We start from the raw sequence: 24,841 nt of genomic DNA, 5'->3' as shown, positions 1-24,841 counted from the left end.
GCCAACGCTCGGTCGCGGGTCTTGCTTCTCTGTCGTCCTCCGCGAAGGCGGGGGACCCAGTCTTCCACCGGCAGCCGTTTCGGCACGAGAGGCCACGGCGTACTGGATCCCCGCTTTCGCGGGGATGACGATCTTCTCTGTCGATATATCCCGCCTCAGAACAAACTCCCCTGCCCGTCATCCGCAGCCGCAGGCGAAACTTTACGAGATGCAACCTTCTTCGCCGGCTTGCGCTGCGCGTCCTCGGCGGCGCGCATCTCCGCGGTCATCGGCAGCAACAGCTGCTCATCGTCGTTGGCCACCGCATTGACGCGCGTGGAGACCTCGTACCACGCGAACTCGCCCTCGCGAGGCGGGATCAGCAGCCGCATGGCCTCGTCAGGATCATCGGAACGGCAGTCGAGCCACAGCGCGAAATCATCCGGCCTGATCGTCACGGGAACACGATGATGCAGCGTGGCGAGATCGCGGCTCGCAGCTGCGGTGACGATCGCCACCGTATCGACCTCCTCGCCGTTCGGCCCGCACCAGGTCTCGGCGAGGGCCGCGAAGCCGAGCAGCGCGCCGTCACTGCGGTGGATGAAGAACGGCCGCTTGCGACCATCGATCACCTGCCACTCGTAATATCCATCAGCGGGCACTAGCACGCGGCGCCGCCGGATCGCATTCTTGAACGCCGGCTTCTCGCGTACGGACTCCGAACGCGCATTGATCAGCAGCGTGAAATTACGGGGATCCTTGACCCAGGCAGGAATGAATCCCCAGCGCATGAGCCGAAAATGCCTGATGTCCTGGTCCAGAAGAACTACGGGAATCGGCTGCGTCGGAGCAATATTGTGCCGCGGCGGAAAGTTCGGCTGTTCCTCGTAGCCGAAAATCTGCCTGAGAGCCGCGGGTGGTGAAGTGATCACGAAGCGTCCACACATAATCTCACTCAAATCGTCGTGTGTTCAGCACCTTTTAACTTAGGTTGCCAACACTGCAGCGGATGACCGCAGCGGCGACCCATTCCGTGCCTACCGATCGCACGACCCAACGACCGGCGGGCAGCGCCATTGACCCGGCGCGGGCCGCGATGCTGCGCGCCGCCAACATCAATCCGCGCACCGGGCTCGCCACCGACTATCTGAATCATTTCAACGAAGCCGTGATGCTGCTCGAAATGATTCCCGATATTCCGGAATGCGCCGAGGATTTTCTGGCGTGGTCGCCGCTGACCTATCCAGAACATTTCACGCACACCAATTTCAAGGCCCGCGATCTCGTCATCGAGGCCTATGAGCAGGCCGACCCTGCGATTCGCGACAAGTTCGATCATCTCACGAAGACCATGACCGACATCCTGCTCGCGGTTGGCAGCGCGATGCGCGCTGCCAAGCAGGACGCCACCAAGGCCAAGCTCGCCGAGCAGGCCGCGGCGTGGGTCAAGCCGCTGGTGACGCAGGCCGGCGGCATCATCAATGGCGACATCGAGGTCGACCCTGACCCGGTCGACGAGGTCGACGCCGTCGACGCCATCATGGCAAGCTTCTGAGCAGCACGGGCTGCCGGCCCGGTCGTCTTCACGCTATGGTGCAGACCACGCCTGGAGCCATTGCATGACCGCCCCGACGCCGCCCCGCCACCCCCAACTCGCCGTCAGCGCCGCCATCTTCCGCGACGGCAAGCTCCTGCTGGTGCGCCGGGCGCGTTCCCCCGCCAAGGGCGTCTACACGCTGCCCGGCGGCCGGGTGGAGCTCGGCGAAACCCTGCATGAGGCCGTCGCGCGCGAGGTCATGGAGGAAACCGCACTCTCGATCGCAATTGTCGGGCTGGCCGGATGGCGCGAGGTCCTGCCGGCCCAGGGCAGCGGCGGCCACTATGTGATCCTTCCCTTTGCGGCCCGCTGGCAGGCCGGAGAGCCCCGGCTCAACCCGGAACTGGACGACTTTCAGTGGCGCCTCCCCGATGCGCTCGAGGGCCTCACGCTGACTGACGGACTGCCGGAGATCATCGCCGCCGCACGGACCCTGGTGTAGGCGCCTTGCGTCCGCCGTCCGGCAAAGGCATATGACGTCGGTGTTCCCCATGATCCCCAAGCGCCTCCTGGCCGTCCTCATGCTCGTTGCCGCCTGCGCCATTGTGCCCGCGCGCGCGCAGGATGCGGCCGCGCCGTTCGATGGCGATCTGCAGCGGCTGGCCGAGATCCTCGGAACCCTGCATTACCTCCGCGGCATCTGCGGCAGCAATGAAGGCGCCAAATGGCGCAACCAGATGCAGGCCCTGATCGATGCCGAGACGCCGTCGGGCGAACGCCGCGCCCGGATGATCGCCGGCTTCAACCGCGGCTATAACGGCTTTCAGCAGACCTACCGGACCTGCACGCCGGCGGCGATGGTGGCGATCCGCCGCTACATCGACGAGGGCTCGAAGATCTCGCGCGACCTCACGGCGCGCTACGCCAACTGACGGCCCATGGTTGACGGCGCGCGGGCGTTATCCACGTTTGCGTTAACCTTGTTAACCTTTCCTAAAGAACTGGCCTAGGCGTCCGCCGCCTGCGTGGTAAACCTCACTGGTCCGGCGCGTCCGCGTTCGGAATTCAACGCGCCTCGCGGCCCCGCCAGACTGAATTCAATGAGCTTTCCCGTCACTTTCAGCGCCCTCCCCGCCGTCCTGCCCGATCACGAGCAGAAGCAGGCCGCGCTCAGCTACCTCAACGAAGCCTGGGCGGAAGCGCGCCACGACGGCGTCGACGGCGACTGCCTGGCGCAGGCCAGCCTGTTCGCGGCGCTGGCCGAACTCGTCACCACCTATGGCGAGGACGCGGTGGCGACCTTCGTCGAAGGCCTGCCGGAGCGCGTCCGCAACGGCGAGTTCTCGCTGTCGCGCGCGACGCAGTAGGTTCTCACGCTCCTCGCGGGTAGCCCGGATGAGCGCAGCGACATCCGGGGTCTCATCCGCAGCCTCGTTGAACCCGGATATCGCTGCGCTTATCCAGGCTACGACAACTACGTCGACAAACTCCGCGTCATTGCGAGCGCAATGACGGAGCCAAAACGAAGAGCGCCCATCGGGGCCGAGATCCGTCTCCACATCTCAAACAGCATCGAGACACGCCTCATCGTCCTCGCGGCGCGATGCGTCCGAGCGATGACCGACGTTCGGCCCTCATTCAATCGAGGGCGCAGGGAAGGCTGGGCGTCGGCTGACGCCCATGGCCCCCGTGCGAACAAAAGTGCACGGGGCAGGAACCACAGGTGCAGCCGGATGAGCCCAGCCTTCCCTGCGCGATGGTTTTAACGCTTCTTTCGCGCTCTCCCTGGGGACCGGCTTGATTGCCCCCATCGCCTGCGCCGATGCTCTCGCATCACGCTCAGGCTTGACCTCGGCATCGGGAGGCCAGGACCACGCGACTTAACGTCCGCATCGGGATTGTTCGTCCGCGCAGCCAAAGCCACGCTGCAACCCGACACGTCCACCGCCTGCCCGCCTCGCGTCTCGTGACGACCGCGCGTACGCCCCTCTCGTTGAGGCGGGATGGGTGGAGGATAGACACGTATTCTGGAAAAACGAAAGTGAAATCTTTCGCCCGGAAGGTGCTGCGGGCGCGATCACGTTGAGACAATGCGCAAAATTGCCGTTTCGGCACAGGCGTTTCGTGTAGTTGCGGCGAACCCGAACGACGGCGTTACAAACAAGATCGCGCGACTGATTCGCCCGACGGGCTCTTTTGCTTTGCGTTTCTTGCGGCGCTTCAGTCCCAATCCATTCCGCCGATGACGCCAAGAAACCAGCCGCCGATAAAAGCGGCCGTAAGCGCCATGAGATCGATCGTCACGGAGGGACCAAGCTCCTGGTTGTCTTGAACATGACTAAGTCCAATCAACCCAAACTCAAGAATTGCCGCGCAGAATACAGGCCAAAGCGCCCGCCGCCGCGCTGCCAGCCGCTGGGCCGGGCCAGCCCCCCGAGCGTTCCGTGATAGAGCCATGGATCGACGAAGCGACACCACGGCAGTCAAGACGACCACGATCATAAAGGCGATGAAGTACACCAGACACTATCCTTGGGGCCAACCCTACCGTCTTGAAGGTCACAGGCGAATAGCGCGAACCGGTTTTCTCAACCCTAAGAAGATAACAAGATACAGCCCCGTCGGAGCCCTGTTGCCGGGCACCTGCTTCCGGTTGAGCATCAGAAGCAGACCTTCACGCGAGCCGGCGACCAGATCCGTTATGGGCCTTTTCACACAGCCAGGGCCACAAGCGGACATTTGTCTCGTGTTGAGGGATCGAGCTACGTTAACGTCGGCTGCCTAGAGGTATCAACCGATGATTGTGATACGGTTTTGCTTGCTGACCGCTCTACTGTGTCTCGGCGTACTGTTGTGGCGATCAGAAAAGATTGAGGCTCAGGGGATGATCTCGCCCGAAATCCAGCGTCGAATCGATGATGTCTGCGCGTGCCTCAGGACGAAGGTGGTGGAGAAGGACGATCCTCACATTTGTCAAAGGCTCCCGGACCGCATGGCCGCTGATCGAGTGCCGGGCGTCAGCATTGCGGTGATCCATAATGGCGCCGTCGAATGGGCGCAGGGATTTGGCGTCGCACAACTCGGGGGCGGCCCCGTGACGGCCGATACCCTGTTCCAGGCCGGTAGCATCAGCAAGCCGGTCGCGGCGATGGCTGCGCTTCATCTCATCGAGCAAGGCAAGCTGGCGCTCGACTCGGACGTCAATCAGGCACTGACCTCGTGGAAGATCCCCGCAAGCGCAGCTGCGCCAGGCGCCGTGGTTACGCTGCGTGAGTTACTCAGTCACACTGCCGGGCTCACGGTGCACGGATTCCCGGGCTACTCGGCGGGTGCTCCGATTCCCTCGCTCGTCCAAGTCCTAGATGGAGAGAAGCCAGCCAACACCGCCCCCGTTCGCCTGGAGGCTGCTCCGGGAAGCCGTTGGAAATACTCCGGCGGTGGCTACACGGTGATGCAGCAGTTGCTGCTCGACGTCTCGCATCAACCGTTCCCTAAGCTCATGCATGACACAGTGCTTGCGCCTATCGGCATGACCCGCAGTACCTACGAACAGCCGCTGCCGGTGGAACTGCGCTCCAGCGCTGCGACGCCCTACAAGGCAAACGGCGCTCCTGTAGAGGGCGGGTCCCACATCTATCCGGAAATGGCGGCTGCAGGACTTTGGACGACGCCGACTGACCTCGCGCGATACGCGATCGAGATTCAGCGTTCGCTGCTGGGCGATTCAAATCGAGTGCTTTCGACTGAGATGACCAAGCAGATGCTCGTTGCCGGTCAAGGCAATCACGGTTTGGGTTTTCCGATCGGGGGCTCGCAGGAAAATCCCTTCTTTTCGCACGGTGGTATCGACGAGGGTTTCGAAGCGGTGCTCGTCGCCTATCAGCATAGTGGCGATGGAGCGGTCATCATGACCAACGCGCAAGGCGGCCAGCTACTAGCGACCGAGATCTTGCGCAGCATCGCTTCGGTCTACGGCTGGCCGGATTTTCATCCGATCGTCCGCACGAGCGTAGAGGTCGATCCCGCTATTCTCGCGACATACACTGGCGTCTATGACTTTACGCCGACGTTCTCGATCACCATCACTCTGGAGAATGGGCAACTGATGTCGCAAGCGACCTATCAACGCAAAATCCGGCTATTTCCCGAGTCGCAGAGCAAGTTCTTCGCGAAAGTCGTTGACGCCCAGTTGGAGTTTTTCTCGACGGACGCCGGGCAGATCTCCCATCTAGTTCTTCATCAGAATGGCAACGACGCGCGGGGCGAGAGAAGGCATTAGCGCGTCAGACCTGACCACATTCCTGGGCTGACCATGCACCGCGAACAACGTCGGCCTCGGGTCACAAGCGGCCCCTGCGCTTCCACGGTCGTTAACTTCCGGTGCACCCCGACAGCGGACGTCGCGGGGCCGGGCGGAAAGGTCCGAGATGGGTCACAAGCAGATATCGGCGGAGAGCGACGGCACCACGTTCGTCCGTCAGCCCCCGGGGCCGTCCTTCATGATGTAGCCCATCAGGTCGTCCACGTTGTGCTCCAAGTCCCGGATGATGTTCTTGACGACGTCTCCGACCGAGATCACGCCCACGACCTTGCCCGCGTCCAGCACCGGCAGATGGCGAAAGCCACGTTGAGCCATCATCGCCATGCAACTGTCCAGCCGGTGATCCGGCTTGACCGTCACCGGGTTGCCCGTCATCACCTGACCCACCGGCGTCTGCTTGGCGTCGAGCCCGGGCAGCAGCACTTTGATGGCGCAGTCCCCCTGCGTCACGATGCCGACCAGCGCGCCGTCGTCGATGACGAGCACCGACCGGACCCGGTTGTCGCGCATCTGGCGCAAGGCTTCGACGACCATGTCGTCGGAACGAACATGGATCAGGGCGCCACTCTTCTGGGCCAGCGCGCTTCTTACTGTGCTCATCGATGTCCCCTCCTGGACCCCGTCCTGCCCCGCCTTGATGGTCCGGATGGCAGGATAGTCGAAATATCCGGCTTCGTCAGCGCCTCGCCGATGCGGTGCGCCTGGCCGCGAACCGAACGATGATCGGGGGTCACAGGCGGCCTAGCGATTCCTGGGATTGCAGACGTCAGGTCGTCCCCGAGAGCGGAACCATCGGGTGCCGGCAAAAATGTTGCTCGGCAAAACGCAAGTCGATCGACGATCGCGGTCAGTAGAGAGCTCTGGGTCAAGAGGCGGCGTACTGGAATTTCTCCCCCACGTCCGCGTCGTCCCTGGCAGCGGACATTCGCATTCGTCTTGGCCGGCCGCCGCCGCCTGCCTCCTGTCGTGACGCCCGCTCGGACATCCAGGCTCCAAGGGCCGTCCCGGCGTCGCGGAAACCGACAGCAGACCGAGCACTGCCCAACGGCCCCCCTCGGCAGCCATGTCGCTCGGAAACTCTTCACAAAGCAATTTGAAGGCTTTGACGGGAATGAACATGCGCCCTTAACGAAAACGGGCAAAAATAGGTCGCTGATCTTCACCTACCTGACCACAGTGCCGTTTCGAGCTTACGCGAAATCTCGATAGCCGCGTCGCGAGCCGGTCACCGCCGAAGCGAAATCCGAAATGCCTTCACAGAAGAGCAGGCCGGGGTTTGCAACTGCCGCGTGAAGAATTGGTAAGGAAACGTTAAGGAAAAGTCGGGGATTTCTGATGATTGCGCCGGAAGAAGAGAGGTTGCTGAAAACCTACCTGGTCGAGATGTTCGGCCAGATTAGCAGCATGCGGCGCGAACTCGCCGCTCTTCAAGGCGACGGCAAGGGCAGTTTCGCGACGATGACCGACACCCTCGACGCGATCGTCGAGAATACGGAGGTGGCCGGGAACGCGATCCTCGAAAGCATGGAGGCGATCGGCGCCAGCGTCGCGAAGTTGCAGAGCGTCAAAGACCCGACGGCCGCGGCGGTCAGCGACGAGATCGTCGACAGCACGAACAAGGTGTTCGAGGCGTGCGCGTTCCAGGACCTCACAGGGCAGCGGATCACGCGGGTGGTCAAGTCGCTGCAGTTCATGGAGGACCACATCAACAAGCTCGTCCGCATCTGGGGAAAAGAGGAGCTGGCGCGGCTGGCCACCGAGCTTGCTGCCCCCTCGAGCGTCCCAGACTTGCTGGAGGGCCCGAAGCGGCCCGGCGTGGCGATTTCCCAGGACGACATCGACAAGCTGTTCGCGTGAACGACGGCCAGGCGTGATGCCCGCTCCGCGTCATTGCGAGGAGCAGAGCGACGAAGCAATCCAGGGCCGCGCAAGGACTCTGGATTGCGTCGCTGCGCTCGCAATGACGGAGCAAACTAACGCGTAGCGCCGCTACGGCCGCAGCGTCTCCATGAACCGCACCGGCTCGCCGGTCGCTGGCGTCAGCAGCTCGCTCTGCCACATCACGCGCTGGCCGCGGACGAACGTGCCGACCGGCCAGCCGGTGACGCGTAGGCCATCATAGGGCGTCCAGCCGGCTTTCGAGGCGACCCATTCGTTGGTGATGGTCTCGCTGCGCTTCAGGTCCACGATGGTGAGGTCGGCGTCGTAGCCGGCGGCGATGCGGCCCTTGCGGGCGATGTTGTAGATGCGGGCGGGGCCGGCGCTGGTGAGGTCGACGAAACGTTGCAGCGACAGCCGACCGGCGTTGACGTGGTCGAGCATGATCGGCACCAGCGTCTGCACGCCGGTCATGCCGGAGGGCGAGGCCGGATAGGTCTTGGACTTCTCCTCCGCGGTGTGCGGCGCGTGGTCGGAGCCGAGGATGTCGACGATGCCCTGGTGGACGCCCCACCAGATGACGTCGCGATGATCGACTGATCGCACCGGCGGATTCATCTGCGCGTAGGTGCCGAGCCGCTCGTAGCACTCCGGCGCCGCCAAGGTGAGATGATGCGGCGTCGCCTCGACGGTGGCGACGTCCTTGTGGTCGCGCAGATACACGATCTCCTCCTTGGTGGAGATGTGCAGCACGTGGATGCGCTTGCCGGTCTCGTGCGCGAGGGTGACGAGACGTTGCGTGGCGCGCAGCGCCGCCTCTTCGTCGCGCCACACCGGGTGTGAGCGCGGATCGTTCTCGACGCGCAGGTCCTTGCGCTCGTTGAGGCGGTACTCGTCCTCGGCGTGGAACGCGGCACGGCGGCGGATCACCTGGAAGATGCGGCGCAGGCTGTCGTCGTCCTCGACCAGCAGCGAGCCGGTGGAGGAGCCGACGAACACCTTTACGCCGGCGCAGCCCTCGGCGCGCTCCAACACCGGAAGCTGCTCGACATTCTCGCGGGTGCCGCCGATGAAGAAGGCGAAATCGCAATGCATGCGATGGCGGCCGGCAGCGACCTTGGCGGCGAACGCCTCTTCGGTCACCGTCAGCGGATTGGTGTTGGGCATCTCGAACACGGCGGTGACGCCGCCCATCACGGCGCTGCGCGAGCCGGTTTCGAGGTCCTCCTTGTGAGTGAGACCAGGCTCGCGGAAATGCACCTGGGTGTCGATCACGCCGGGCAGCACGTGCAGGCCCTTGCAGTCGATGATCTCGGCGGCCGAGGCTGTGCCGAGATCGCCGATCTCGACAATACGTCCGCCTGAAATGCCGATGTCGCGGACGCCCTCGCCGTCCTGATTGACCACGGTGCCGGATTTCAGAATGACGTCGAAGCGCGCGCTCATGAAGCCCTCATAGGATTTCATTCTCCTGACCGCCCCAAGACAGATCGATCATGCTGCGCGCCTGCCCATTTGCTGGCCTCCGGTGGCACGCGAGTCTCGATCTTTAGAATGAAGCCACCGCGCGGCGGCGTTTCAGCCTTGTGGTTTATGCCTGGGCGGCTTACGTTTCAGTGCGGCCTGTCGCAAGAGGTTTTTCGGATGAAGGCGACGTTTCTCGACGACCGGGGCGTGGTCCAGGTCAGCGGCGACGATGCACGCAAGTTCCTCAACGGTCTCTTCACCACCGACGTCACCAAGCTCACGCCCGGCGATGCCCGGTTCGGCGCGCTGCTGACGCCGCAGGGCAAGATCATCGTTGATTTCCTGGTGGCGCAGGTGCCGGCGACCGACGCCGGCGAGCGCTTCCTGCTCGACTGTCCGCGCGCGCTGGCGCAGGCGCTCACCGACAAGCTCAACCTCTACAAGCTCAGGGCCAAGGTCGCGGTCAGCAATCGCTCCGGAGAGCTCGGCGTGATCGCGGTCTGGGATGGCGCCATCGGCGCCACGCCGGAGCCGAGCTTCGTCGATCCGCGTCATGAGCGCCTCGGCGCGCGCGTCATTGCGCCGCAGGAGGCGCTCGCGGAGATCGCCGCACGGCTCGGGGCCGAGATCGTCGAGACCGACGCCTATGAGGCGCATCGTATCGACTGCAGCGTGCCGCGCGGCGGGCTCGACTTCACGTATGGCGATGCCTTCCCGCACGAGACCAACATGGACCGGCTGCACGGCGTCGACATCGGCAAGGGCTGCTATGTCGGCCAGGAGGTCGTGAGCCGCATGCATCATCGCGGCACCACGCGCACGCGCGCGGCGAAGGTGCTGCTCGACGGGCCGGGTCCCGAGCCGGGCACGCCGATTCTGGCCGGCGACAAGTCCATCGGCACCATGGGCTCGGCCGCCGCGCAGAGGGGCATGGCGCTGCTGCGCATCGACCGCGCCGCCGAGGCGTTGGAGGCGGGAACGCCGCTCACCGCCGGCGGCCTCGTTCTGCGCATCGCTGATCCCGACGCGCTGCAGGGCGCGCCGAAACAGACGGTCGCCTGAGCCGGTCTCATGGGTCGCGCTGCTGTCGTCCATCCCGATGGCCTGACGCGCTGCCCCTGGCCGGGCAGCGATCCGCTCTATGTCGCCTATCACGACACCGAGTGGGGCGTGCCGGAATATGACGACCGCGCGCTGTTCGAGAAGCTGATCCTCGACGGCTTCCAGGCCGGGCTGTCGTGGATCACGGTCCTGCGCAAGCGTGACAATTTCCGCCGCGCCTTCGACGATTTCCAGCCGGAGAAGATCGCTGGTTACACCGACAAGAAGATTCACGCGCTGATGAACGATGCCGGCATCGTGCGCAACCGCGCCAAGATCGAAGGGACGATTCTCAGCGCGAAATCCTGGCTCGACATCCAGGACAAGGGCCCCGGCTTCTCGAAGCTGCTGTGGAACTTCATGGACGGGGCGCCCAAGGTCAATCAGTTCAAGACCACCGCGAGCGTGCCGGCCTCGACACCGCTGTCGATCAAGATTTCCAAGGAGCTGGCCTCGCGCGGCTTCAAGTTCGTCGGTCCCACGATCGTCTACGCCTTCATGCAGGCGACCGGGATGGTCAACGACCATCTCGTCACCTGCTTCTGCCACGAGACCTGCAGCGGCAAGCGCCGCACCCCACGCCTCAAGCCTCCCAAATGACGACTGACAAGGCCCCGAGCGGGCACGACCGCGTCTGGCAGCGCATGCTGTCCGGCCGGCGGCTCAACCTCATCGATCCCTCGCCGCTCGATGTCGAGATCGCCGACATCGCCCACGGGCTCGCGCGTGTCGCGCGCTGGAATGGCCAGACCACCGGTGCGCACATCTTCTCGGTCGCGCAGCACACGCTGCTGGTCGAGACGGTGATGCGCGCGCGCAAGCCGAACATCGATGCCCGGCTGCGGCTCGCCGCGCTGCTGCACGATGCGCCGGAATACGTCATCGGCGACATGATCTCGCCGTTCAAGGCGGTGCTCGGCGACGGCTACAAGAGCGTCGAGAAGCGGCTGCTCGGGGCGATCCACATCCGCTTCGGGCTGCCGGCGGAGATTGCTCCTGAGATCGAGCGCCAGATCAAGGCGGCCGACCGCGGCGCCGCTTTTCTGGAGGCGACCCGGCTGGCCGGCTTCTCGGAGAGCGAGGCGAAGAAGCTGTTCGGTCGCGACCCCGGCCTGCCGGATGCCACCGTGGCGGACTATTTGACGCCCTGGAGCGCGGCCAAGGCCGAGAAGCAGTTCCTGACCCGCTTCCACGCGGTGCTGGGGTCGTGCTGAGATGCCGCTGACGCCGGACGAGCGCCGCAATGAACGGCTGAAGCTGGCGGCCAACTGGGTCAACACGCTGGCGACGGCCATCGTCACCGCCGGGACGTTCGTGCCGCTTGCCCAGTTCGTCTATGGGGTGCTGCCGCCCAGCACCCCCGCGGGCCTGATCTACGGGTCGGGCGTCGTTTGCATTATCACCGGAGTGCTCATACATTTGCTGGGTCAGTGGATCCTGGGAGGTCTTCGATGACCCTGCACCAGCTCGTTGCCCTGAGCTTTCCGCTTCTGACCGCCTTGGCCGTCGCCATCGTGGCCCTCTTCGTGCGCCGGCCCTGGTCCGAGAAACCGGTCGAGATCGCCCCCCAGAACCGTGAGCGGCTCCTCGACCATCTCGAGCGACTGAACGCGGAGATCGAAGGCAAGGCCCATCTGGTTCGCCAGGAGCTGCGGCAGCTCAAGAACACGCGCTGAGGGCTGTCGGCGCATATATGCGCCAGCCCGACAGCAGACATCCAAAACCCGCTTTTGCCCTTGTGCCCCCATTCGTATAATCGGGCCTCCAAAGGCTCGCCATGATCCACGTCTGCTCACTCGCCGCCCTGCCCGAGACCGTGCGCCTGACCGGCGCCAGCCACGTGCTGACCATCATGGCCAATGTCGAGCAGGTGAAGCGGCCGGAGACGATCCGCCCCGAAAACCATCTGCGGGTCTCGGTCGACGACATCACCGAGCAGCTTCCGGGCTTCATGGCGCCGAGCGAGGATCACGTCGCCCAGGTGCTGGAGTTCGTGCGCGGCTGGGATCGTGCGGCGCCGCTGGTGATCCACTGCTATGCCGGCATCAGCCGCTCCACCGCGAGCGCCTTCGCCACGGCCTGCGCGCTCAACCCCAATCGCGACGAGCTCGATATCGCCTGGGCGATCCGCCAGGCCTCGCCGATCGCCTCGCCGAACCGGCTGATCGTCAGCCTGGCCGACAGGGCACTGGGCCGCCAGGGGCGCATGGTGCGCGCGCTGGACGCGATCGGGCCCGGCGCCATGATGGTCGACAGCGCGCCGTTCCGGATCGATCTGGACTGAGTTGCGACGCGGCGGAGCCGCGTACCGGCGCGCCTTGAACTTTTGTTCCGCGGTTTGACACAGAGGGAACGACGGCCATCGGGTGACCCGCCGTGGGCCGTCGGCCGATTCGCTGCGCCAGCGGTCCACCCGCAGGCCGGCGCGTTCCACCCCTGACGCCCATCGGCGCCATCGATTGAGGATTCCCCGCGTGATGTTCGATTGGCCCCTGGATTGGATCGCGCTGCTGGTCGCGTTCGCGGCGCTCGCCTTCGCGCGCCGGATTTCCGATCGCCTGGCCGAGGTCCAGGCCCGGCTGGCCAAGCTCGAGGCGACACGCCCGATCGCGGCTGCGCCGGTGGTCGCGCCGCCGCTAAGCCCGCTTCAGGAGCCCGCTGAAGCCCCGCCAATGCCGCCGCCATTGCCGGAGCTGACCGAGCCTGCTCTCCAGCCCGCGGCGATGGCGAGCGACGACGCGGCCGAACAGCCGCCGCCGCTCGCGTCCCCGCCACCCGTGCCGCAGCCTGCGGCCGGCTTCGAGGAGCGCATCGGCACCCGCTGGGTGGTGTGGATCGGCGGGCTGACCTTGGCGCTCGGCGGCTTCTTCATGGTGCGCTATTCGATCGAGGCCGGCCTCGTCGGCCCCGAGGTGCGCGTCGCGCTCGGCGCGCTGTTCGCCGCCGCGCTGCTCGCGGCCGGCGAATGGACCCGGCGCAAGGAGAGCATCTCGCAGATCGCAGCGCTGCCGATCGCCAACATTCCGGCGATCCTGACCGCGGCCGGCACGGCGGTCGCCTTCGCCACGATCTACGCTGCCTACGCGCTCTATGAGTTCCTGCCGCCCGCGATCGCCTTCGTGCTGCTCGGCATCGTCGCGCTGGGCACGCTGGCGGCGGCGCTGCTGCACGGCCCGGCGCTGGCCGGGCTCGGCCTCGTCGCCGCATTCACGACGCCGGTGCTGGTGTCGACCGGCGAGCCGAACTACTGGGCGCTCTACATCTACCTCGCCATCGTCACCGCCGCCGCCTTTGCGCTGGCCCGCGTGCGGCTGTGGCGCTGGCTCGCGATGACCACGATCGGGCTGTCGTTCCTGTGGACCTTGCCCGGACTCGACGCGGGCGTCGAGACGGTGGCGCCGCATGTCTTCCACGTCGCTGTTGGTTTCGCGCTGGCCGCGCTGATCGTGGTCTGCGGCTTCATGTTCGGACCCGCCGCCGAGAACGACGAGGTCGAGCCGATCTCATCCGTCGGCCTGGCGGTTTATCTGCTCGGCGCCATGCTGGTCGTGCTGGCGAGCTTCCATGACGGCCTGGCGCTGATCGGCTTCACGGTGCTGGTCGCGGCGACGCTCGCGGTCGCCTGGCGCGCGCCGAGCGCCGTCGGCGCGGTGGCCGCCGCCGCTGCGACCGTGTTCCTCGTGTTCGCCGAATGGGCGCTGCGCGACAATCCGGACCTGCTGGTGCTGCCCGGCGGCGCGCTGCCCGGGATGGGGCCGAACCCGCTCGGCGCGTCGGTCACGTCGCATCTGGTGACGGCGGCGATCTTCGCGCTGGGCTTCGGCGGCGCCGGCTTCCTGGCGCAGGGCCGCTCGCACAACGCGGTCGTGCCGGTGGTGTGGTCGGCGGCCGGCGTGTTCACGCCGCTGGCGCTTCTTGTCGCGCTCTATGCGCGCATCGCCCATCTCGACCGCTCGATTCCGTTCGCGATCGTCGCCGTCGTGCTCGCCGCCGCGTTTGCCGTCGCCACCGAGGCGCTGACCCGGCGCGAGGAGCGTCCGGGCCTCAGTGCCTCGATCGCATTGTTCGCGACCGGCACGCTGGCCGCGCTGGCGCTGGCGCTGACCTTCGCGCTGGAGAAAGGCTGGCTGACGATCGCGCTGGCGCTGATGTCGCTCGGCACCGCCTGGATCTTCGAGAGCCGGCCGATCCCGTTCCTGCGCACGCTGGCGGCGGTCTTTGCCGGGCTCGTCGTGCTGCGCATCGGCTACGATCCGCGCATCGTCGGCGCCGATGTCGGCACCACGCCGATCGTCAACTGGCTGCTGTGGGGCTATGGCGTGCCGGCGGCGTCGTTCTGGGGCGCGAGCTATCTGATGCGCCGCCATGGCGACGACGCGCCGCTGCGCGCGGTGGAGGCCGCCGCCATCCTGTTCACGACCCTGCTCGCCTTCCTGGAGATCCGCCACGCCGTCAATGACGGCGACATGCTGGCGGTGCCGTCGCTCGCCGAAGTGGGGCTCGACGTCTGCGTGGCCCTGGCGCTGGCGATCGGGCTGGAGCGGCTGCGGGAGCGCAGCGGCAGCATCGTGCACAACATCAGCGCCGTGATCCTGACCGGCTTCGCCGGCGGCGCCACCGTGCTCGGCCTGCTGCTGTTCGAAAACCCGATGATCTCGGATGTCGCGATCAAGGGCGGCCTGCTCAACATCCTGATCCTGGCCTATGCGTTCCCGGCGGTGCTGATGCTGCTGTTGTCCTACGCGGTCGCAGGCCGCCGTCCGCCGGCCTATGGCAATACGCTGGCCGCGGGCGCACTGATCCTGGCGCTGTCCTATGTCAGCCTCGAGATCCGCCGGATCTATCACGGCCCCGATCTGACGGCAGGGCCGACCAGCGCGGCCGAGCAGTACACCTATTCGATCGCCTGGCTCGCCTTCGGCGTGGTGCTGCTCGGGATCGGAATCATCGTGCAGTCGCAACGCGCCCGTCTGGCGTCCGCCATCGTGATCGCGCTGACGATCCTGAAGGCCTTCCTGATCGACATGTCGGCGCTGACCGGCGTGTGGCGCGCTCTGTCATTCATCGGGCTCGGGCTGGTGCTGGTCGCGATCGGCTGGCTGTACCAGAAGGTGCTGTTCCGACGGCAGCAGCAGGCGCCGCCGGCTCAGCCGGCGGCGTAGCGCCATGTCGGATTAGGCCGCGCGCACCGACTCCAGGAACGACGCCACCTCACGCTTCAGCCGGTCGCTGTCCGAGGCCAGCGATTGCGCCGCGGCCAGCACGTGCGTGGAGGCCGTTCCGGTTTCCGTCGCGCCGCGCTGCACGTCGACGACGTTCACAGAAACCTGCTGCGTGCCCTCCGATGCCTGCTGGACGTTGCGCGAAATCTCCTGCGTGGCGGCACCCTGCTCTTCCACGGCCGCCGCGATCGCCGACGAGATTTCCGACAGCCGCTCGATGGTCGTGGAGATCGCCCGGATGGCGCCGACCGATTCCTGTGTCGCCGCCTGGATGCCGGACACCTGCTGGCCGATCTCGTCGGTCGCCTTGGCGGTCTGCTCGGCCAGCGCCTTCACTTCGGAGGCGACGACCGCGAAGCCGCGGCCGGCCTCGCCGGCACGAGCGGCCTCGATGGTCGCATTCAGCGCCAGCAGATTGGTCTGGCCGGCGATCGTGTTGATCAGTTCGACGACGTCGCCGATCCGCGCCGCGGCCTTGCTCAGCTCGCTCACGCGATCGTTGGTCATGCGCGCCTGGTCGACGGCCTCGGTGGCCATGCGGGCCGATTCCTGCACCTGGCGGCTGATCTCGGTGATCGACGACGATAGCTCCTCCGTCGCGGACGCGACTGACTGCACGTTGGTCGAAGCCTCCTCCGAAGCAGCCGCAACCGCAGTCGAGATCTCCTGCGAACGCGTCGCGGTGGATGACAGCGCGCCGGCGGAATGCTCGAGCTCGGTCGAGGCCGACGACACCGTCTGCACGATCTCGCCGATGGTCGCCTCGAACTGGCGGGTGATATTGTCGACGCGCCGGCCGCGTTCGATCTTGACCTCGGCATCGTGGGCCGCGAGCTCGTCGGCCTCCTTCTTGGCGATCAGCGCCTCCTTGAACACCTGCAGCGTATCGGCCATGGCGCCGATCTCGTTCGGCTCGCCGCGATGCGTGACTTCCGCGCCGAGATCGCCCTTGGCGAGCTCCTGCATCGGCTTGATGATCGACGCGATGCCGGACGAGACGTTCTGCACGAGATAGAATCCGACGGCGATGCCGGCGATGACGGCGGCGGCAATGATCGAAACCACGAGCCAGATCGCGCGCGAGAAGCTCTCGGCAGCCTGCCGCGTCGCGTTGTCGGCGCCCTTGTTGTTGAACTCGATGTCCTGGATGAAATACTTGTCGGCGTCGCGCGCGATCGCCGCGGCCGACTTTTCCAGCATTTCGGTGGCCTCGCGCGGAATCTTTCCGACGCTCTTGTTGGATTCATCCATCACCTGCTTGACGGCGACGACGTACTTCTCCCAGGACTGCACCCAGTTGTTGTAGATCGCGCGTTCCTCGGCCGAGGTGATCATCGGCTCGTAGGTCTTGCGGTCCTTGTTGATCGTCTCAAGGATTCCGTTGACGCGCTTCTCCGCGGCCTGCTTGGCCTCGGCCGTCTCCGACATCACATGCGCGCGCAAGGCGATGCGCAGCAGGTTGATGTCGGCGCGCAGCTCGCCGATCGCGCGCACGCTTGGCAACCAGTTGGTGGCGATGTCGACCGTGTTGACGTTGATCGACTGCATGCTGGTGACGGCGAGCACGCCGAGCCCGCACATGGTGACGAGCATGAAGGCGATGACCGAAATGATCTTCGTACGAATGGACATTGTTGACACGGAGGACCCCAGCTGACTGCGTGGTTCGGCCGCGTTCTGCCAGCGCCAGAGACGGCCCGAACATCCAGGTCTGCGCTGCGCTGCGCGGTCGAGGTCAGAGGATCAGAGGGCTCCGAAAATTCCGAACCCGCATGTCGTCTCTGACGACCTCATTGGGCGCGAAACAGGCTTATCGGAGGTTAATGCTTGGAACCGTAAGATTACTGACAATGCGCGTAAAATGATGGCCCTCAGGGACGGCGCGGTGCTCCTGAACCGGCGCCCGAGGCACCGGATCTCCCGATACCGTTGACGGATCGTGTGGAAGCAAAACCACGAACTGCGTTCGGCAACATCACAAACGCCGTCTGAGCGCGAGAAGTGTGACGGACGGAGAACACGCCCTCAGCGGACTGGCGCCACGGCGCACCGGACCTCGAATCCGATGGCCAGCGGCGCAATCACCCGGACAGTTGGAACTCAGCCGACCGCTTCGGACATCAGGCGGATCCGGAACACTGGCTGCTTGGCTTCGTCGAGCAGCTCCATCTGCCACTCGGCCCCCTGCTGCAACGACTTCGAGATGCCACCGATCAGGTCGGAGCAGACAGCCGTCAGCTCGTTCCAGGCGGTTTCCCGGTTGGCGAATTCATAAGGCTGATCAGCAGCGCCAGAATAGCGGCCCTGGCTGATTCGGAAGAAATAAAGCGACATAACGACCCTTTCTCGTGGGCCACCCCCCTGGTTGCAAACTGCACACGAGTCACTACCGAGGCATGAATTTAAGATTCCGTACGACTACGGCGCAATGACCACTAACGTGCGGTCAGCTTAAAATATTGCTCTATGTTAATAGGGGACTGGTTTTTCAATAATCGGTGAACTAACAACTAATCGGTCGAGCGACGCAGCTCCGGCGCCGCATCCGACTTCGCGTTATCGGATCTGGTAATTTCGGTCTTCGCGTTTTCGGCCTTGGCGTTTTCGGCCTTGGCGGCCTTCGCAGGATCCGCCTTCAGGGGTTCTACCTTGCTGCGCTCCACCCGCGGGGTCTCGACCCGCGCCGCCACTTCGGTGTGCAAGCCGTCGGCAGCGGGAACAGCAGCGCGCGCGGCGCGCGGCCGCGCCACGGCGCGCGCCATCAGCATGGTGGCTCCGCCCTGATGCTGGAAGTCGCAATAGGCGAAGGCGCCGAGCCCGGAGACCGAGCCGCGGAAGCTGCGGTCGTCCTTCTTGTCGAGGTTGAAGCACGGCTCGAACGGCATGCCCTTGATGGCAGCGCAAACGTTCTGGCCGCGAATCTGCAGGGTGTTGCCGGGCAGGCGGATATGACGCACCGGGCCAGAGCCGGAGAACTGCACCGCGCCCGCCGCGCCCATGTCGTCGAGGATGCGGCCCGCGCCACGGGTGCCGTCGACGCAGGTGAAGGCGAACACCTTTCCGGCGACGAATTTGCGGGCCTCGTCGGCTGTCATCGAACCCGCAACCGCAGGAGCAATCACGGCACCGGCAGTCACGGTCCCCAGCAATATACGCGCGAGCATGCATCAAACTCCCACTTAACCCAACGCAGCGGGTAAGGCGGTATCTTTACCCCATGCTTACCATACCAACCATGGCAACAATGGAGCAGCATGGTTTGAAAAGTCTGAACATCCTCAGGATATTCTTACCACCGTACGGCCGCGGACCTGGCCCGCGAGAATCTGCAGCCCCAGCGACGCCACTTGGTCCAAGGAAATTTCGTGAGTGATTTCAGCTAGTTTTGCGCGATCCAAATCAGTGGCGAGGCGCTGCCAGGCCGCCTTGCGCGCCGGCAGCGGGCACATCACCGAATCGATGCCGAGGAGGCATACGCCGCGCAAAATGAACGGCGCCACCGACGATGGCAAATCCATGCCGGCAGCGAGGCCACAGGCGGCGATGGCACCGCCATATTGGGTCATCGCCAGCAGGTTGGCGAGCGTATGCGAGCCGACGCTGTCGATGCCGCCCGCCCAGCGCTCCTTCGCCAGCGGCTTGGCCGGCCCGGACAGCTCGTTGCGGTCGATGATTTCGGCGGCACCGAGCGACTTGAGATAGTCGGCTTCGGCCAGGCGGCCGGTCGAGGCGATCACGTGGTAGCCGAGCTTGGCGAGCACCGCCGTCGCCACCGAGCCGACGCCGCCGGCCGCGCCCGTCACCACCACCGCCCCGCTGGCCGGCGTCAGCCCGTGCTTCTCCAGGGCCAGCACGGCCAGCATCGCCGTGAAGCCGGCGGTGCCGATGGCCATGGCATCCCGGGCCGACAGGCCCTGTGGCAGGCCGACGAGCCAATCGCCCTTGACCCGCGCCTTCTCGGCATAGGCGCCGAGATGGGTCTCGCCCATGCCCCAGCCGGTACAGATCACGGCATCGCCCGGCTTCCAGGCGGGATGGCTGGACTGCTCGACCGTGCCGGCAAAATCGATCCCCGCGATCATCGGGAAGCGCCGGACCACCGGCGCCTTGCCGGTCAGCGCCAGCCCGTCCTTGTAGTTCAGCGCCGACCACTCGACCTTGACCGTGACGTCGCCGTCCATCAGCTCGGCTTCATCGAACTGCGTCAGCGTCGCGGTCGTTCCCTTGTCCGCCTTGTCGATCCGGATCGCCTTGAACGTTCCCACAGCGGCACTCCCTGCGCTTTCTTTGTCTCACGCCATGTTTAGCCGATCGGGTCGGCCGCGCAACTCAGGTCGCGGGAACGGCACGCGCGACCGGCTTCTCGACGATCGGCAGGTTGATCAGCGCCGACAGCACGCCGAACAGGATCGAGAGCCACCAGATCGGCGTATAGGAACCGTAGCGCTCGAACACGATGCCGCCGAGCCAGACGCCGAGGAAGCCGCCGACCTGGTGGCTGACGAAGGCGAAGCCGTAGAGCGTGGCGAGCCAGCGGGTGCCGAACATGATCGCGACCAGCGACGAGGTCGGCGGCACCGTGGAGAGCCAGGCGAGCCCGGAGACCGCGCCGAAGGCGATCGCGGAGGCCGCCGTGACCGGGAACGAGATGAAGGCGAGCGTCGCCAGCGCACGGGTGAAATAGATGAAGGACAGGATGTAGCGCTTCGGCAGCCGGCTCTGCAGCCAGCCGACACTGAGCGAGCCGATGATGTTGAACAGGCCGATCGCCGCGATCACCCAGCCGCCAACCTGCGCCGACAGGCCACGATCGACCAGGAACGCCGGCAGGTGCACGGTGATGAAGGCGAGCTGGAAGCCGCAGGTGAAGAAGCCGAGCACCAGCAGCACGTAGGAGCGGTGGCCGAACGCCTCCATCAGCGCGGTCGTGAACGACTGCTGCTCGGCCTCCGACGGCTTGGCCTCGGCCGCCGGCGGCGTCGCCACGGCGAGCGACAGCGGCACGATGAACAGCATCAGCGTTGCGAACACCATCAGCGCGCTCTGCCAGCCGAACTGGTCGATCAGCGCGACGCCGAAGGGAGCGAACAGGAACTGGCCGAGCGAGCCGGCCGCCGTGCCGGCGCCGAGCGCGATGCCGCGGCGCTCCGGCGGCAGCAGCTTGCTGAACGCCGACAGGATGAGATTGAACGAGCAGCCTGACAGGCCGAAGCCGACCAGCACGCCGGCGCCGATGTTCAGCGACAGAGGCGAGCTGGAATAGCGCATCATCAGCAGGCCGCCGGCATAGAGCAGCGCGCCGACACAGATCACGCGCATCACGCCGAAACGATCGGCGATCGCGCCGGCGAGCGGCTGACCGAGCCCCCACAACAGGTTCTGCACCGCCACCGCAAGCGCGAACACGTCGCGTCCCCAGGCGAATTCACGGCTCATCGGCTGCACGAAGAAGCCGAGGCTGGAGCGCGGACCGAAGCTCAGCAGCGCAATCGCGCAGCCGCACACGATGATGACGACCGGCGTCCGCCAGCTCTGGCTGCGGGAGGCCGTGCCGAGATCGCCTGCCTGTACCGACATCCGTGTCCTCCCCTGCTGCGGTCGCTGTCCGCCGCGCCCTTCCGATTAATGCATCTGCATTGAACTCCCAAGCTCAAAAGCGGAACCCAGCCATGAAAAATTTCGATGCGGCGGCCAGCCATGAGCACGTGTCATCCGAAGCGAGTTCCCGCGGCGGAACTCGCTCATGCGTCCTTGTCCCGGCGCGAAACGTCCTGATGCGCGAGTCGCAAACGACGATTCATCCTGTGCGAGAGTGACCTTCAGAACAGCCGCTATTTGTCGCCAAACACCGATAAACAGCGAAGGAAGTCTCTGAAGAAGAACTAACAGGTACCGCGGTACACATGCGCACGGAATGTGGAATTTGGACATCACATGGACCACGATCAGATCGAGACATCCGGCCGCGTCGTGATCGTTGGTGCCGGAGTTGCCGGACTGTTCTGCGCGCTGAAGCTCGCACCGCAGCCGGTCACGCTGATCTCCGCGACCGCATTGGGTGAGGCCTCGTTCGGCGCGACGATGCAGGCCGACATCGCGGCAGCGGTTTCATCCGGCGACAGCCCCGATAGCCATGCCGCCGACATGATCGCTGCCGGTGGCGGCCTGGTCGACGCGACGGCTGCGCTGGCGCTCGCGCGCGACGCTTCGGCTGCAATCGAGGACCTGGTCCGCCTCGGCGTGGCTTTCGATCGTGATCACAGCGGCAGGCTGGCGACGTCTCGTGCGGCTGCGCACACCGCGCGACGGATTCTCAGCGTTCGCGGAGACTTCACCGGACAGGCGATCATCACCGCGCTGTCTCAAGCCGTGCGCGCAACGCCCTCGATCCGCATCATCGAGGGCCATGTCGCCGACGCGCTGCTGACGGAAGACGGCGCGGTGCGTGGCCTGCAACTGCGGCCGACCGACGACGATGCGGCCGCGCCGGTGCTGATCGCGGCGCCGGCAATCGTGCTGGCCACCGGCGGCATCGGCCGTCTGTTCGCCACGACCACCAATCCGCCGCACGCCACCGGCATCGGCCTCGCCATCGCTGCGCGCGCCGGCGCGGTCATTGCCGATCCGGAGTTCGTTCAGTTTCATCCGACCGCGATGATGACCGGTCACGATCCGGCGCCGGTTGTGAGCGAGAGCCTGCGCGGCGCCGGCGCCATCCTGGTCAACCGGCGCGGCCAGCGCTTCATGCTGCCGCGCCATCCGCTGGTCGATCTTGCCCCGCGCGACACGGTGGCGCGCGGCGTGATGGCCGAGATCATCGCCGGACGCGGCGCCTTTCTCGACGCACGCGACGTGCTCGATGACGACGTCGCCGAACGCTATCCGATGCTGCACCGGGCCTGTACCGCCGCGGGGCTCGATCCCACCCGGCAGCCGATTCCGGTGGCGCCGGCGGCGCATTTCCACATGGGCGGGATCGCGGTCGACGCGCAGGGCCGCAGCTCGATCGAGGGGCTTTGGGCGGCGGGTGAAGTCGCCGCGACGGCAACGGACGGCGCCAACCACATCGCCGGCAACGCGCTGCTCGCCGCGCTGGTGTTCGCCCAGCGGATCGCCGAGGATATCTCCGGCCGGACGTTCACCGCGCCCTCCACGCTACAGGACATTGCGTTCGCCGATCCGGCCGGCCCCTGTGCCGGCGCTGCGGCGAGCTCGCTGCGCGAGACGATGACGGCGCAGCTCGGCGTCATTCGCGACGAGGAGCGGCTGGCGGAGGCCATCGCCGCGATTGCCAGGATGGAGCGCGACGCCGGCAGCCCGAGGCTGCGCAACATGGCGAGCGCCGCGCTGCTGATCGCCACCGCGGCCTGGAGCCGGCGCGAGAGCCGCGGCGCGCATTGCCGCGCCGATTGCCCGGCCGAGAATCCGAGCTTCGCGCAGCGGACGATGACCACACTGGCCGCTGCCCGCGAGATCGCCGACGAGCTCGCGGCACGGCCGACGGCGCGGCAGTCGCGGCCGTTGAGCGCGTAGCAAGAGCTGATCCGACTGCGTCACGACGGAGCTCGGCAGTCGCGTTTTCACCGTCATTCGTGATCACCGTCATTCCGGGTTCAGGGCCTGCGGCCTTGTCCCGGAATGACGGTGCTCATGACGAAGCAGCCATCGTCGCCCAATACAGATATCACGACTCGTTGTTATTTGCTGCCTCGCCGGTATTTGGGAGCAGGCACGATGTAATTAGTGCGTGCCGTGTCGGCCGCGTGCATCCATTGATCCGCGGGCGCTGGACGAACAAATCGGCCGTACCGTTGCGCTGGTGCTCGTAGTCATCACGCGCACGATCTGAGCGGCCCTCGCCAATGAGTTGGACGAGGCCTTTCGTCGAAGCAGATCACCGGCTGACGCTGATGCGAATCGCCGCACGGATCGAGCACATCCTCTACGCGCGCGACTAATTCGCATCGATCTGTGGGGATACGCCACATGCTCCTGCGCCATGGCTTCAGATCGTTCTCGGCCAGACGCCGCCGCATTATCTCGTGCGCCCCGGCGCCGACGGCATTTACCAGCACCAACTAAATGGCTGGACAGGTTCGCCATGATTTCGGCAAAAGAACCGCAGAACCTGTACAAATAAGAAAAAGAGATGGTCGAAATTTAGCGGTGCTCAAGTAGTAGCGCGCGTTTTGTCCGTCCTGCTGACGAGGAAATGGGAATTCACGGCTGCCAGATCGCCGATTCACCGCTTGGCATGGCCATAGATTCGGTCATCGGTCTCGCCGCCGGTTTGGAAGCCGAGTCGCCGAGCAGAAAGGCGCCAAACGGTCCAGGGAGTGTTGCGGGGCGACGCGATGGCGCGTGTCCGCAGGAGTAGTTGAGGATGAGTTCCTTATTGCGGAGTAGCGGATCGCGGATCACCGTGGGTGATGCGCAGAGCGAACGTTGGCGCCCGGCAAAGCCTGCCGCTTTGTCCAACAGCCTCGCGCATGCGACGTCTGCGCCTGATGAGGATGCGGCCACCGATCTCTCCCGGCCGTGGTGGCAAACCGCTTCAGCGGTTGACGATGCGCCGATGCCAATGGCGCCAGCAGAAGCGGACCGATCCTGGCAGATCCCTTCACTCGATCCCGTCGTGATGCCTCCACCTCCGCCCGAACGGCTCGAATTCGATTCTGTTTTCCGGTTCGGTGCCGCAGTGGCCGCGCTTGCGTGCCTCGCGTTCTTTGCGGTGCGCATCATGCAGGCTCCGAACATTGAAACAGTTACGAAGTCTGAAGCGACCGCTTCATCGTCTCCCCGAAACTTCGGGACAGCGGGGAAATCGAAATCCGATGACGGCCAAGCATCGCTGGACGCCGCGGCGCACACGATCGGACGGGCCGATTCGATCGTGGCGTCGGTCCCGATCGTCAAGCCGGCTCCGGGCGGAGGCGAGACCCCGCAGTCAATTCCGCCGAAAGCATCTCGGACCATCGCGACCAGGAGCCCTGCACCGGCGGCCGCGTCTGCGCTGACCAAGAACGAGATCAGCGAAATGCTGAAGCGCGGACGCGATCTCATCGGCGCGGGCGACGTTGCGAGTGCCCGCCTGATCCTGGCGCATGTCGCGGAAGCGGACGCCGAAGCATCACTGACGCTGGCCGGCACCTATGACCCCGCGATCTTGTCCAACCTGAAAGCCGTTGGCGTCGCGCCCGATCCGGCCAAGGCCCGCGCCTGGTACGCGAGAGCCGCCGAACTCGGGTCACTCGAGGCTCGACGGCGGCTCGAGTGACCCGAGCTTCGAAACCGGGTGATCCAGCGCGGTCTCACGCCGGTCGCTGCGCAGGAATT

Annotated in this window: 24 protein-coding genes; 15 read left to right on the top strand and 9 right to left on the bottom strand. The window is 65.5% G+C overall.

Translation table 11 applies throughout. The annotated features are described in order from the left end of the window. Nucleotides 1-155: 155 nt before the first annotated feature. Entirely contained in the window at nucleotides 156-926 is a 771-nt protein-coding gene (locus QX070_RS25880; RefSeq protein WP_315739988.1) for an SOS response-associated peptidase, read from the bottom strand. A gap of 86 nt (nucleotides 927-1,012) precedes the next feature. Between QX070_RS25880 and QX070_RS25875 the strand changes: the two genes are divergently transcribed. From QX070_RS25875 to QX070_RS25860, 4 genes are all read left to right on the top strand, one after another. Further along, nucleotides 1,013-1,534: a hypothetical protein gene (locus QX070_RS25875; protein WP_315717204.1), complete on the top strand. Its 522-nt coding sequence runs from the start codon at nucleotides 1,013-1,015 to the stop codon at nucleotides 1,532-1,534. 64 nt (nucleotides 1,535-1,598) lie between these two features. Then, entirely contained in the window at nucleotides 1,599-2,018 is a 420-nt protein-coding gene (locus QX070_RS25870; RefSeq protein WP_315739987.1) for an NUDIX hydrolase, read from the top strand. Between the two features lie 31 nt (nucleotides 2,019-2,049). After that, nucleotides 2,050-2,448: a TIGR02301 family protein gene (locus QX070_RS25865; RefSeq protein ID WP_315717206.1), complete on the top strand. Its 399-nt coding sequence runs from the start codon at nucleotides 2,050-2,052 to the stop codon at nucleotides 2,446-2,448. Nucleotides 2,449-2,616: 168 nt separating this feature from the next. Next, on the top strand, nucleotides 2,617-2,883 hold the full coding sequence (locus QX070_RS25860; protein ID WP_315717207.1) for a hypothetical protein: 267 nt from the start codon (nucleotides 2,617-2,619) through the stop codon (nucleotides 2,881-2,883). Between the two features lie 853 nt (nucleotides 2,884-3,736). Here QX070_RS25860 and QX070_RS25855 read toward each other — a convergent pair. Further along, complete coding sequence (locus QX070_RS25855; RefSeq protein WP_315739986.1) at nucleotides 3,737-4,036, bottom strand: hypothetical protein; 300 nt, start codon at nucleotides 4,034-4,036, stop codon at nucleotides 3,737-3,739. Between the two features lie 364 nt (nucleotides 4,037-4,400). Between QX070_RS25855 and QX070_RS25850 the strand changes: the two genes are divergently transcribed. Then, nucleotides 4,401-5,795, top strand: coding sequence for a serine hydrolase (locus QX070_RS25850; protein ID WP_315739985.1), 1,395 nt, complete (start codon nucleotides 4,401-4,403; stop codon nucleotides 5,793-5,795). 198 nt (nucleotides 5,796-5,993) lie between these two features. Here QX070_RS25850 and QX070_RS25845 read toward each other — a convergent pair whose 3' ends face one another. Then, nucleotides 5,994-6,437, bottom strand: a complete 444-nt coding sequence (locus tag QX070_RS25845; RefSeq protein WP_315739984.1) for a CBS domain-containing protein — start codon at nucleotides 6,435-6,437, stop codon at nucleotides 5,994-5,996. A 735-nt stretch (nucleotides 6,438-7,172) separates the two neighbouring features. Between QX070_RS25845 and QX070_RS25840 the strand changes: the two genes are divergently transcribed. Continuing rightward, complete coding sequence (locus tag QX070_RS25840) at nucleotides 7,173-7,694, top strand: protein phosphatase CheZ (RefSeq protein WP_315739983.1); 522 nt, start codon at nucleotides 7,173-7,175, stop codon at nucleotides 7,692-7,694. A 132-nt stretch (nucleotides 7,695-7,826) separates the two neighbouring features. Here the strand turns inward: QX070_RS25840 and QX070_RS25835 are convergent, their stop codons facing one another. Further along, on the bottom strand, nucleotides 7,827-9,161 hold the full coding sequence (locus tag QX070_RS25835) for a dihydroorotase (RefSeq protein WP_315740182.1): 1,335 nt from the start codon (nucleotides 9,159-9,161) through the stop codon (nucleotides 7,827-7,829). 198 nt (nucleotides 9,162-9,359) lie between these two features. On the opposite strand from QX070_RS25835, the gene QX070_RS25830 reads away from it, so the two are divergent. The 7 genes from QX070_RS25830 (at nucleotide 9,360) to QX070_RS25800 (ending at nucleotide 15,445) form a co-directional block, all read left to right on the top strand. Further along, the gene (locus tag QX070_RS25830; protein WP_315739982.1) at nucleotides 9,360-10,244 is read left to right on the top strand and encodes a folate-binding protein; all 885 of its coding nucleotides are present in this window, start codon (nucleotides 9,360-9,362) and stop codon (nucleotides 10,242-10,244) included. A gap of 9 nt (nucleotides 10,245-10,253) precedes the next feature. Beyond that, a complete protein-coding gene (locus tag QX070_RS25825; protein WP_315739981.1) occupies nucleotides 10,254-10,883 on the top strand; it encodes a DNA-3-methyladenine glycosylase I in 630 nt (209 codons plus the stop codon). Continuing rightward, a complete protein-coding gene (locus tag QX070_RS25820) occupies nucleotides 10,880-11,497 on the top strand; it encodes an HD family hydrolase (protein WP_315739980.1) in 618 nt (205 codons plus the stop codon). Before QX070_RS25825 ends, QX070_RS25820 begins: the two co-directional genes overlap by 4 nt. Nucleotide 11,498: 1 nt before the next feature. Continuing rightward, nucleotides 11,499-11,738 carry a hypothetical protein gene (locus tag QX070_RS25815; RefSeq protein ID WP_315717219.1) on the top strand — a complete coding sequence of 80 codons (240 nt, stop codon included), beginning with the start codon at nucleotides 11,499-11,501 and terminating at the stop codon, nucleotides 11,736-11,738. Then, the gene (locus tag QX070_RS25810) at nucleotides 11,735-11,959 is read left to right on the top strand and encodes a hypothetical protein (RefSeq protein WP_315739979.1); all 225 of its coding nucleotides are present in this window, start codon (nucleotides 11,735-11,737) and stop codon (nucleotides 11,957-11,959) included. The genes QX070_RS25815 and QX070_RS25810 overlap by 4 nt, the downstream gene beginning before the upstream one ends. A gap of 101 nt (nucleotides 11,960-12,060) precedes the next feature. After that, the gene (locus tag QX070_RS25805; RefSeq protein ID WP_315739978.1) at nucleotides 12,061-12,567 is read left to right on the top strand and encodes a tyrosine phosphatase family protein; all 507 of its coding nucleotides are present in this window, start codon (nucleotides 12,061-12,063) and stop codon (nucleotides 12,565-12,567) included. Nucleotides 12,568-12,760: 193 nt separating this feature from the next. Then, a complete protein-coding gene (locus tag QX070_RS25800) occupies nucleotides 12,761-15,445 on the top strand; it encodes a DUF2339 domain-containing protein (RefSeq protein WP_315739977.1) in 2,685 nt (894 codons plus the stop codon). Between the two features lie 12 nt (nucleotides 15,446-15,457). Here QX070_RS25800 and QX070_RS25795 read toward each other — a convergent pair whose 3' ends face one another. From QX070_RS25795 to QX070_RS25775, 5 genes are all read right to left on the bottom strand, one after another. After that, nucleotides 15,458-17,146 carry a methyl-accepting chemotaxis protein gene (locus QX070_RS25795; RefSeq protein WP_315739976.1) on the bottom strand — a complete coding sequence of 563 codons (1,689 nt, stop codon included), beginning with the start codon at nucleotides 17,144-17,146 and terminating at the stop codon, nucleotides 15,458-15,460. Nucleotides 17,147-17,605: 459 nt separating this feature from the next. Next, the gene (locus QX070_RS25790; protein ID WP_315739975.1) at nucleotides 17,606-17,839 is read right to left on the bottom strand and encodes a DUF6894 family protein; all 234 of its coding nucleotides are present in this window, start codon (nucleotides 17,837-17,839) and stop codon (nucleotides 17,606-17,608) included. A 176-nt stretch (nucleotides 17,840-18,015) separates the two neighbouring features. Next, nucleotides 18,016-18,669, bottom strand: coding sequence for a hypothetical protein (locus QX070_RS25785; protein ID WP_315739974.1), 654 nt, complete (start codon nucleotides 18,667-18,669; stop codon nucleotides 18,016-18,018). A gap of 114 nt (nucleotides 18,670-18,783) precedes the next feature. Beyond that, a complete protein-coding gene (locus QX070_RS25780) occupies nucleotides 18,784-19,770 on the bottom strand; it encodes an MDR family oxidoreductase (protein WP_315739973.1) in 987 nt (328 codons plus the stop codon). 64 nt (nucleotides 19,771-19,834) lie between these two features. Continuing rightward, entirely contained in the window at nucleotides 19,835-21,082 is a 1,248-nt protein-coding gene (locus QX070_RS25775; protein ID WP_315739972.1) for an MFS transporter, read from the bottom strand. Between the two features lie 357 nt (nucleotides 21,083-21,439). On the opposite strand from QX070_RS25775, the gene QX070_RS25770 reads away from it, so the two are divergent. Both QX070_RS25770 and QX070_RS25765 read left to right on the top strand, forming a co-directional pair. Then, entirely contained in the window at nucleotides 21,440-23,038 is a 1,599-nt protein-coding gene (locus QX070_RS25770) for an L-aspartate oxidase (RefSeq protein WP_315739971.1), read from the top strand. Between the two features lie 850 nt (nucleotides 23,039-23,888). Continuing rightward, complete coding sequence (locus tag QX070_RS25765; protein WP_315739970.1) at nucleotides 23,889-24,782, top strand: hypothetical protein; 894 nt, start codon at nucleotides 23,889-23,891, stop codon at nucleotides 24,780-24,782. The last annotated feature ends 59 nt before the right edge of the window (nucleotides 24,783-24,841 follow it).

Origin of the sequence: Bradyrhizobium sp. SZCCHNR1093 (assembly GCF_032381175.1) — a bacterium.
GTDB lineage: Bacteria > Pseudomonadota > Alphaproteobacteria > Rhizobiales > Xanthobacteraceae > Bradyrhizobium.
Note: the sequence above shows the minus strand (reverse complement) of the source record. Positions and strands in the feature narration are given on the sequence as shown.

Bases quoted from the DNA above. Each gene is read 5' to 3' on its own strand.
- QX070_RS25860 (WP_315717207.1), top strand. From the start codon at position 2,617: ATGAGCTTTCCCGTCACTTTCAGCGCCCTCCCCGCCGTCCTGCCCGAT.
- QX070_RS25870 (WP_315739987.1), top strand. From the start codon at position 1,599: ATGACCGCCCCGACGCCGCCCCGCCACCCCCAACTCGCCGTCAGCGCC.
- QX070_RS25825 (WP_315739981.1), top strand. From the start codon at position 10,254: ATGGGTCGCGCTGCTGTCGTCCATCCCGATGGCCTGACGCGCTGCCCC.
- QX070_RS25810 (WP_315739979.1), top strand. From the start codon at position 11,735: ATGACCCTGCACCAGCTCGTTGCCCTGAGCTTTCCGCTTCTGACCGCC.
- QX070_RS25835 (WP_315740182.1), bottom strand. From the start codon at position 9,161: ATGAGCGCGCGCTTCGACGTCATTCTGAAATCCGGCACCGTGGTCAAT.
- QX070_RS25805 (WP_315739978.1), top strand. From the start codon at position 12,061: ATGATCCACGTCTGCTCACTCGCCGCCCTGCCCGAGACCGTGCGCCTG.
- QX070_RS25840 (WP_315739983.1), top strand. From the start codon at position 7,173: ATGATTGCGCCGGAAGAAGAGAGGTTGCTGAAAACCTACCTGGTCGAG.
- QX070_RS25800 (WP_315739977.1), top strand. From the start codon at position 12,761: ATGTTCGATTGGCCCCTGGATTGGATCGCGCTGCTGGTCGCGTTCGCG.
- QX070_RS25815 (WP_315717219.1), top strand. From the start codon at position 11,499: ATGCCGCTGACGCCGGACGAGCGCCGCAATGAACGGCTGAAGCTGGCG.
- QX070_RS25785 (WP_315739974.1), bottom strand. From the start codon at position 18,669: ATGCTCGCGCGTATATTGCTGGGGACCGTGACTGCCGGTGCCGTGATT.
- QX070_RS25770 (WP_315739971.1), top strand. From the start codon at position 21,440: ATGGACCACGATCAGATCGAGACATCCGGCCGCGTCGTGATCGTTGGT.
- QX070_RS25880 (WP_315739988.1), bottom strand. From the start codon at position 926: ATGTGTGGACGCTTCGTGATCACTTCACCACCCGCGGCTCTCAGGCAG.
- QX070_RS25790 (WP_315739975.1), bottom strand. From the start codon at position 17,839: ATGTCGCTTTATTTCTTCCGAATCAGCCAGGGCCGCTATTCTGGCGCT.
- QX070_RS25845 (WP_315739984.1), bottom strand. From the start codon at position 6,437: ATGAGCACAGTAAGAAGCGCGCTGGCCCAGAAGAGTGGCGCCCTGATC.
- QX070_RS25820 (WP_315739980.1), top strand. From the start codon at position 10,880: ATGACGACTGACAAGGCCCCGAGCGGGCACGACCGCGTCTGGCAGCGC.
- QX070_RS25830 (WP_315739982.1), top strand. From the start codon at position 9,360: ATGAAGGCGACGTTTCTCGACGACCGGGGCGTGGTCCAGGTCAGCGGC.
- QX070_RS25850 (WP_315739985.1), top strand. From the start codon at position 4,401: ATGATCTCGCCCGAAATCCAGCGTCGAATCGATGATGTCTGCGCGTGC.
- QX070_RS25775 (WP_315739972.1), bottom strand. From the start codon at position 21,082: ATGTCGGTACAGGCAGGCGATCTCGGCACGGCCTCCCGCAGCCAGAGC.
- QX070_RS25765 (WP_315739970.1), top strand. From the start codon at position 23,889: ATGAGTTCCTTATTGCGGAGTAGCGGATCGCGGATCACCGTGGGTGAT.
- QX070_RS25865 (WP_315717206.1), top strand. From the start codon at position 2,050: ATGACGTCGGTGTTCCCCATGATCCCCAAGCGCCTCCTGGCCGTCCTC.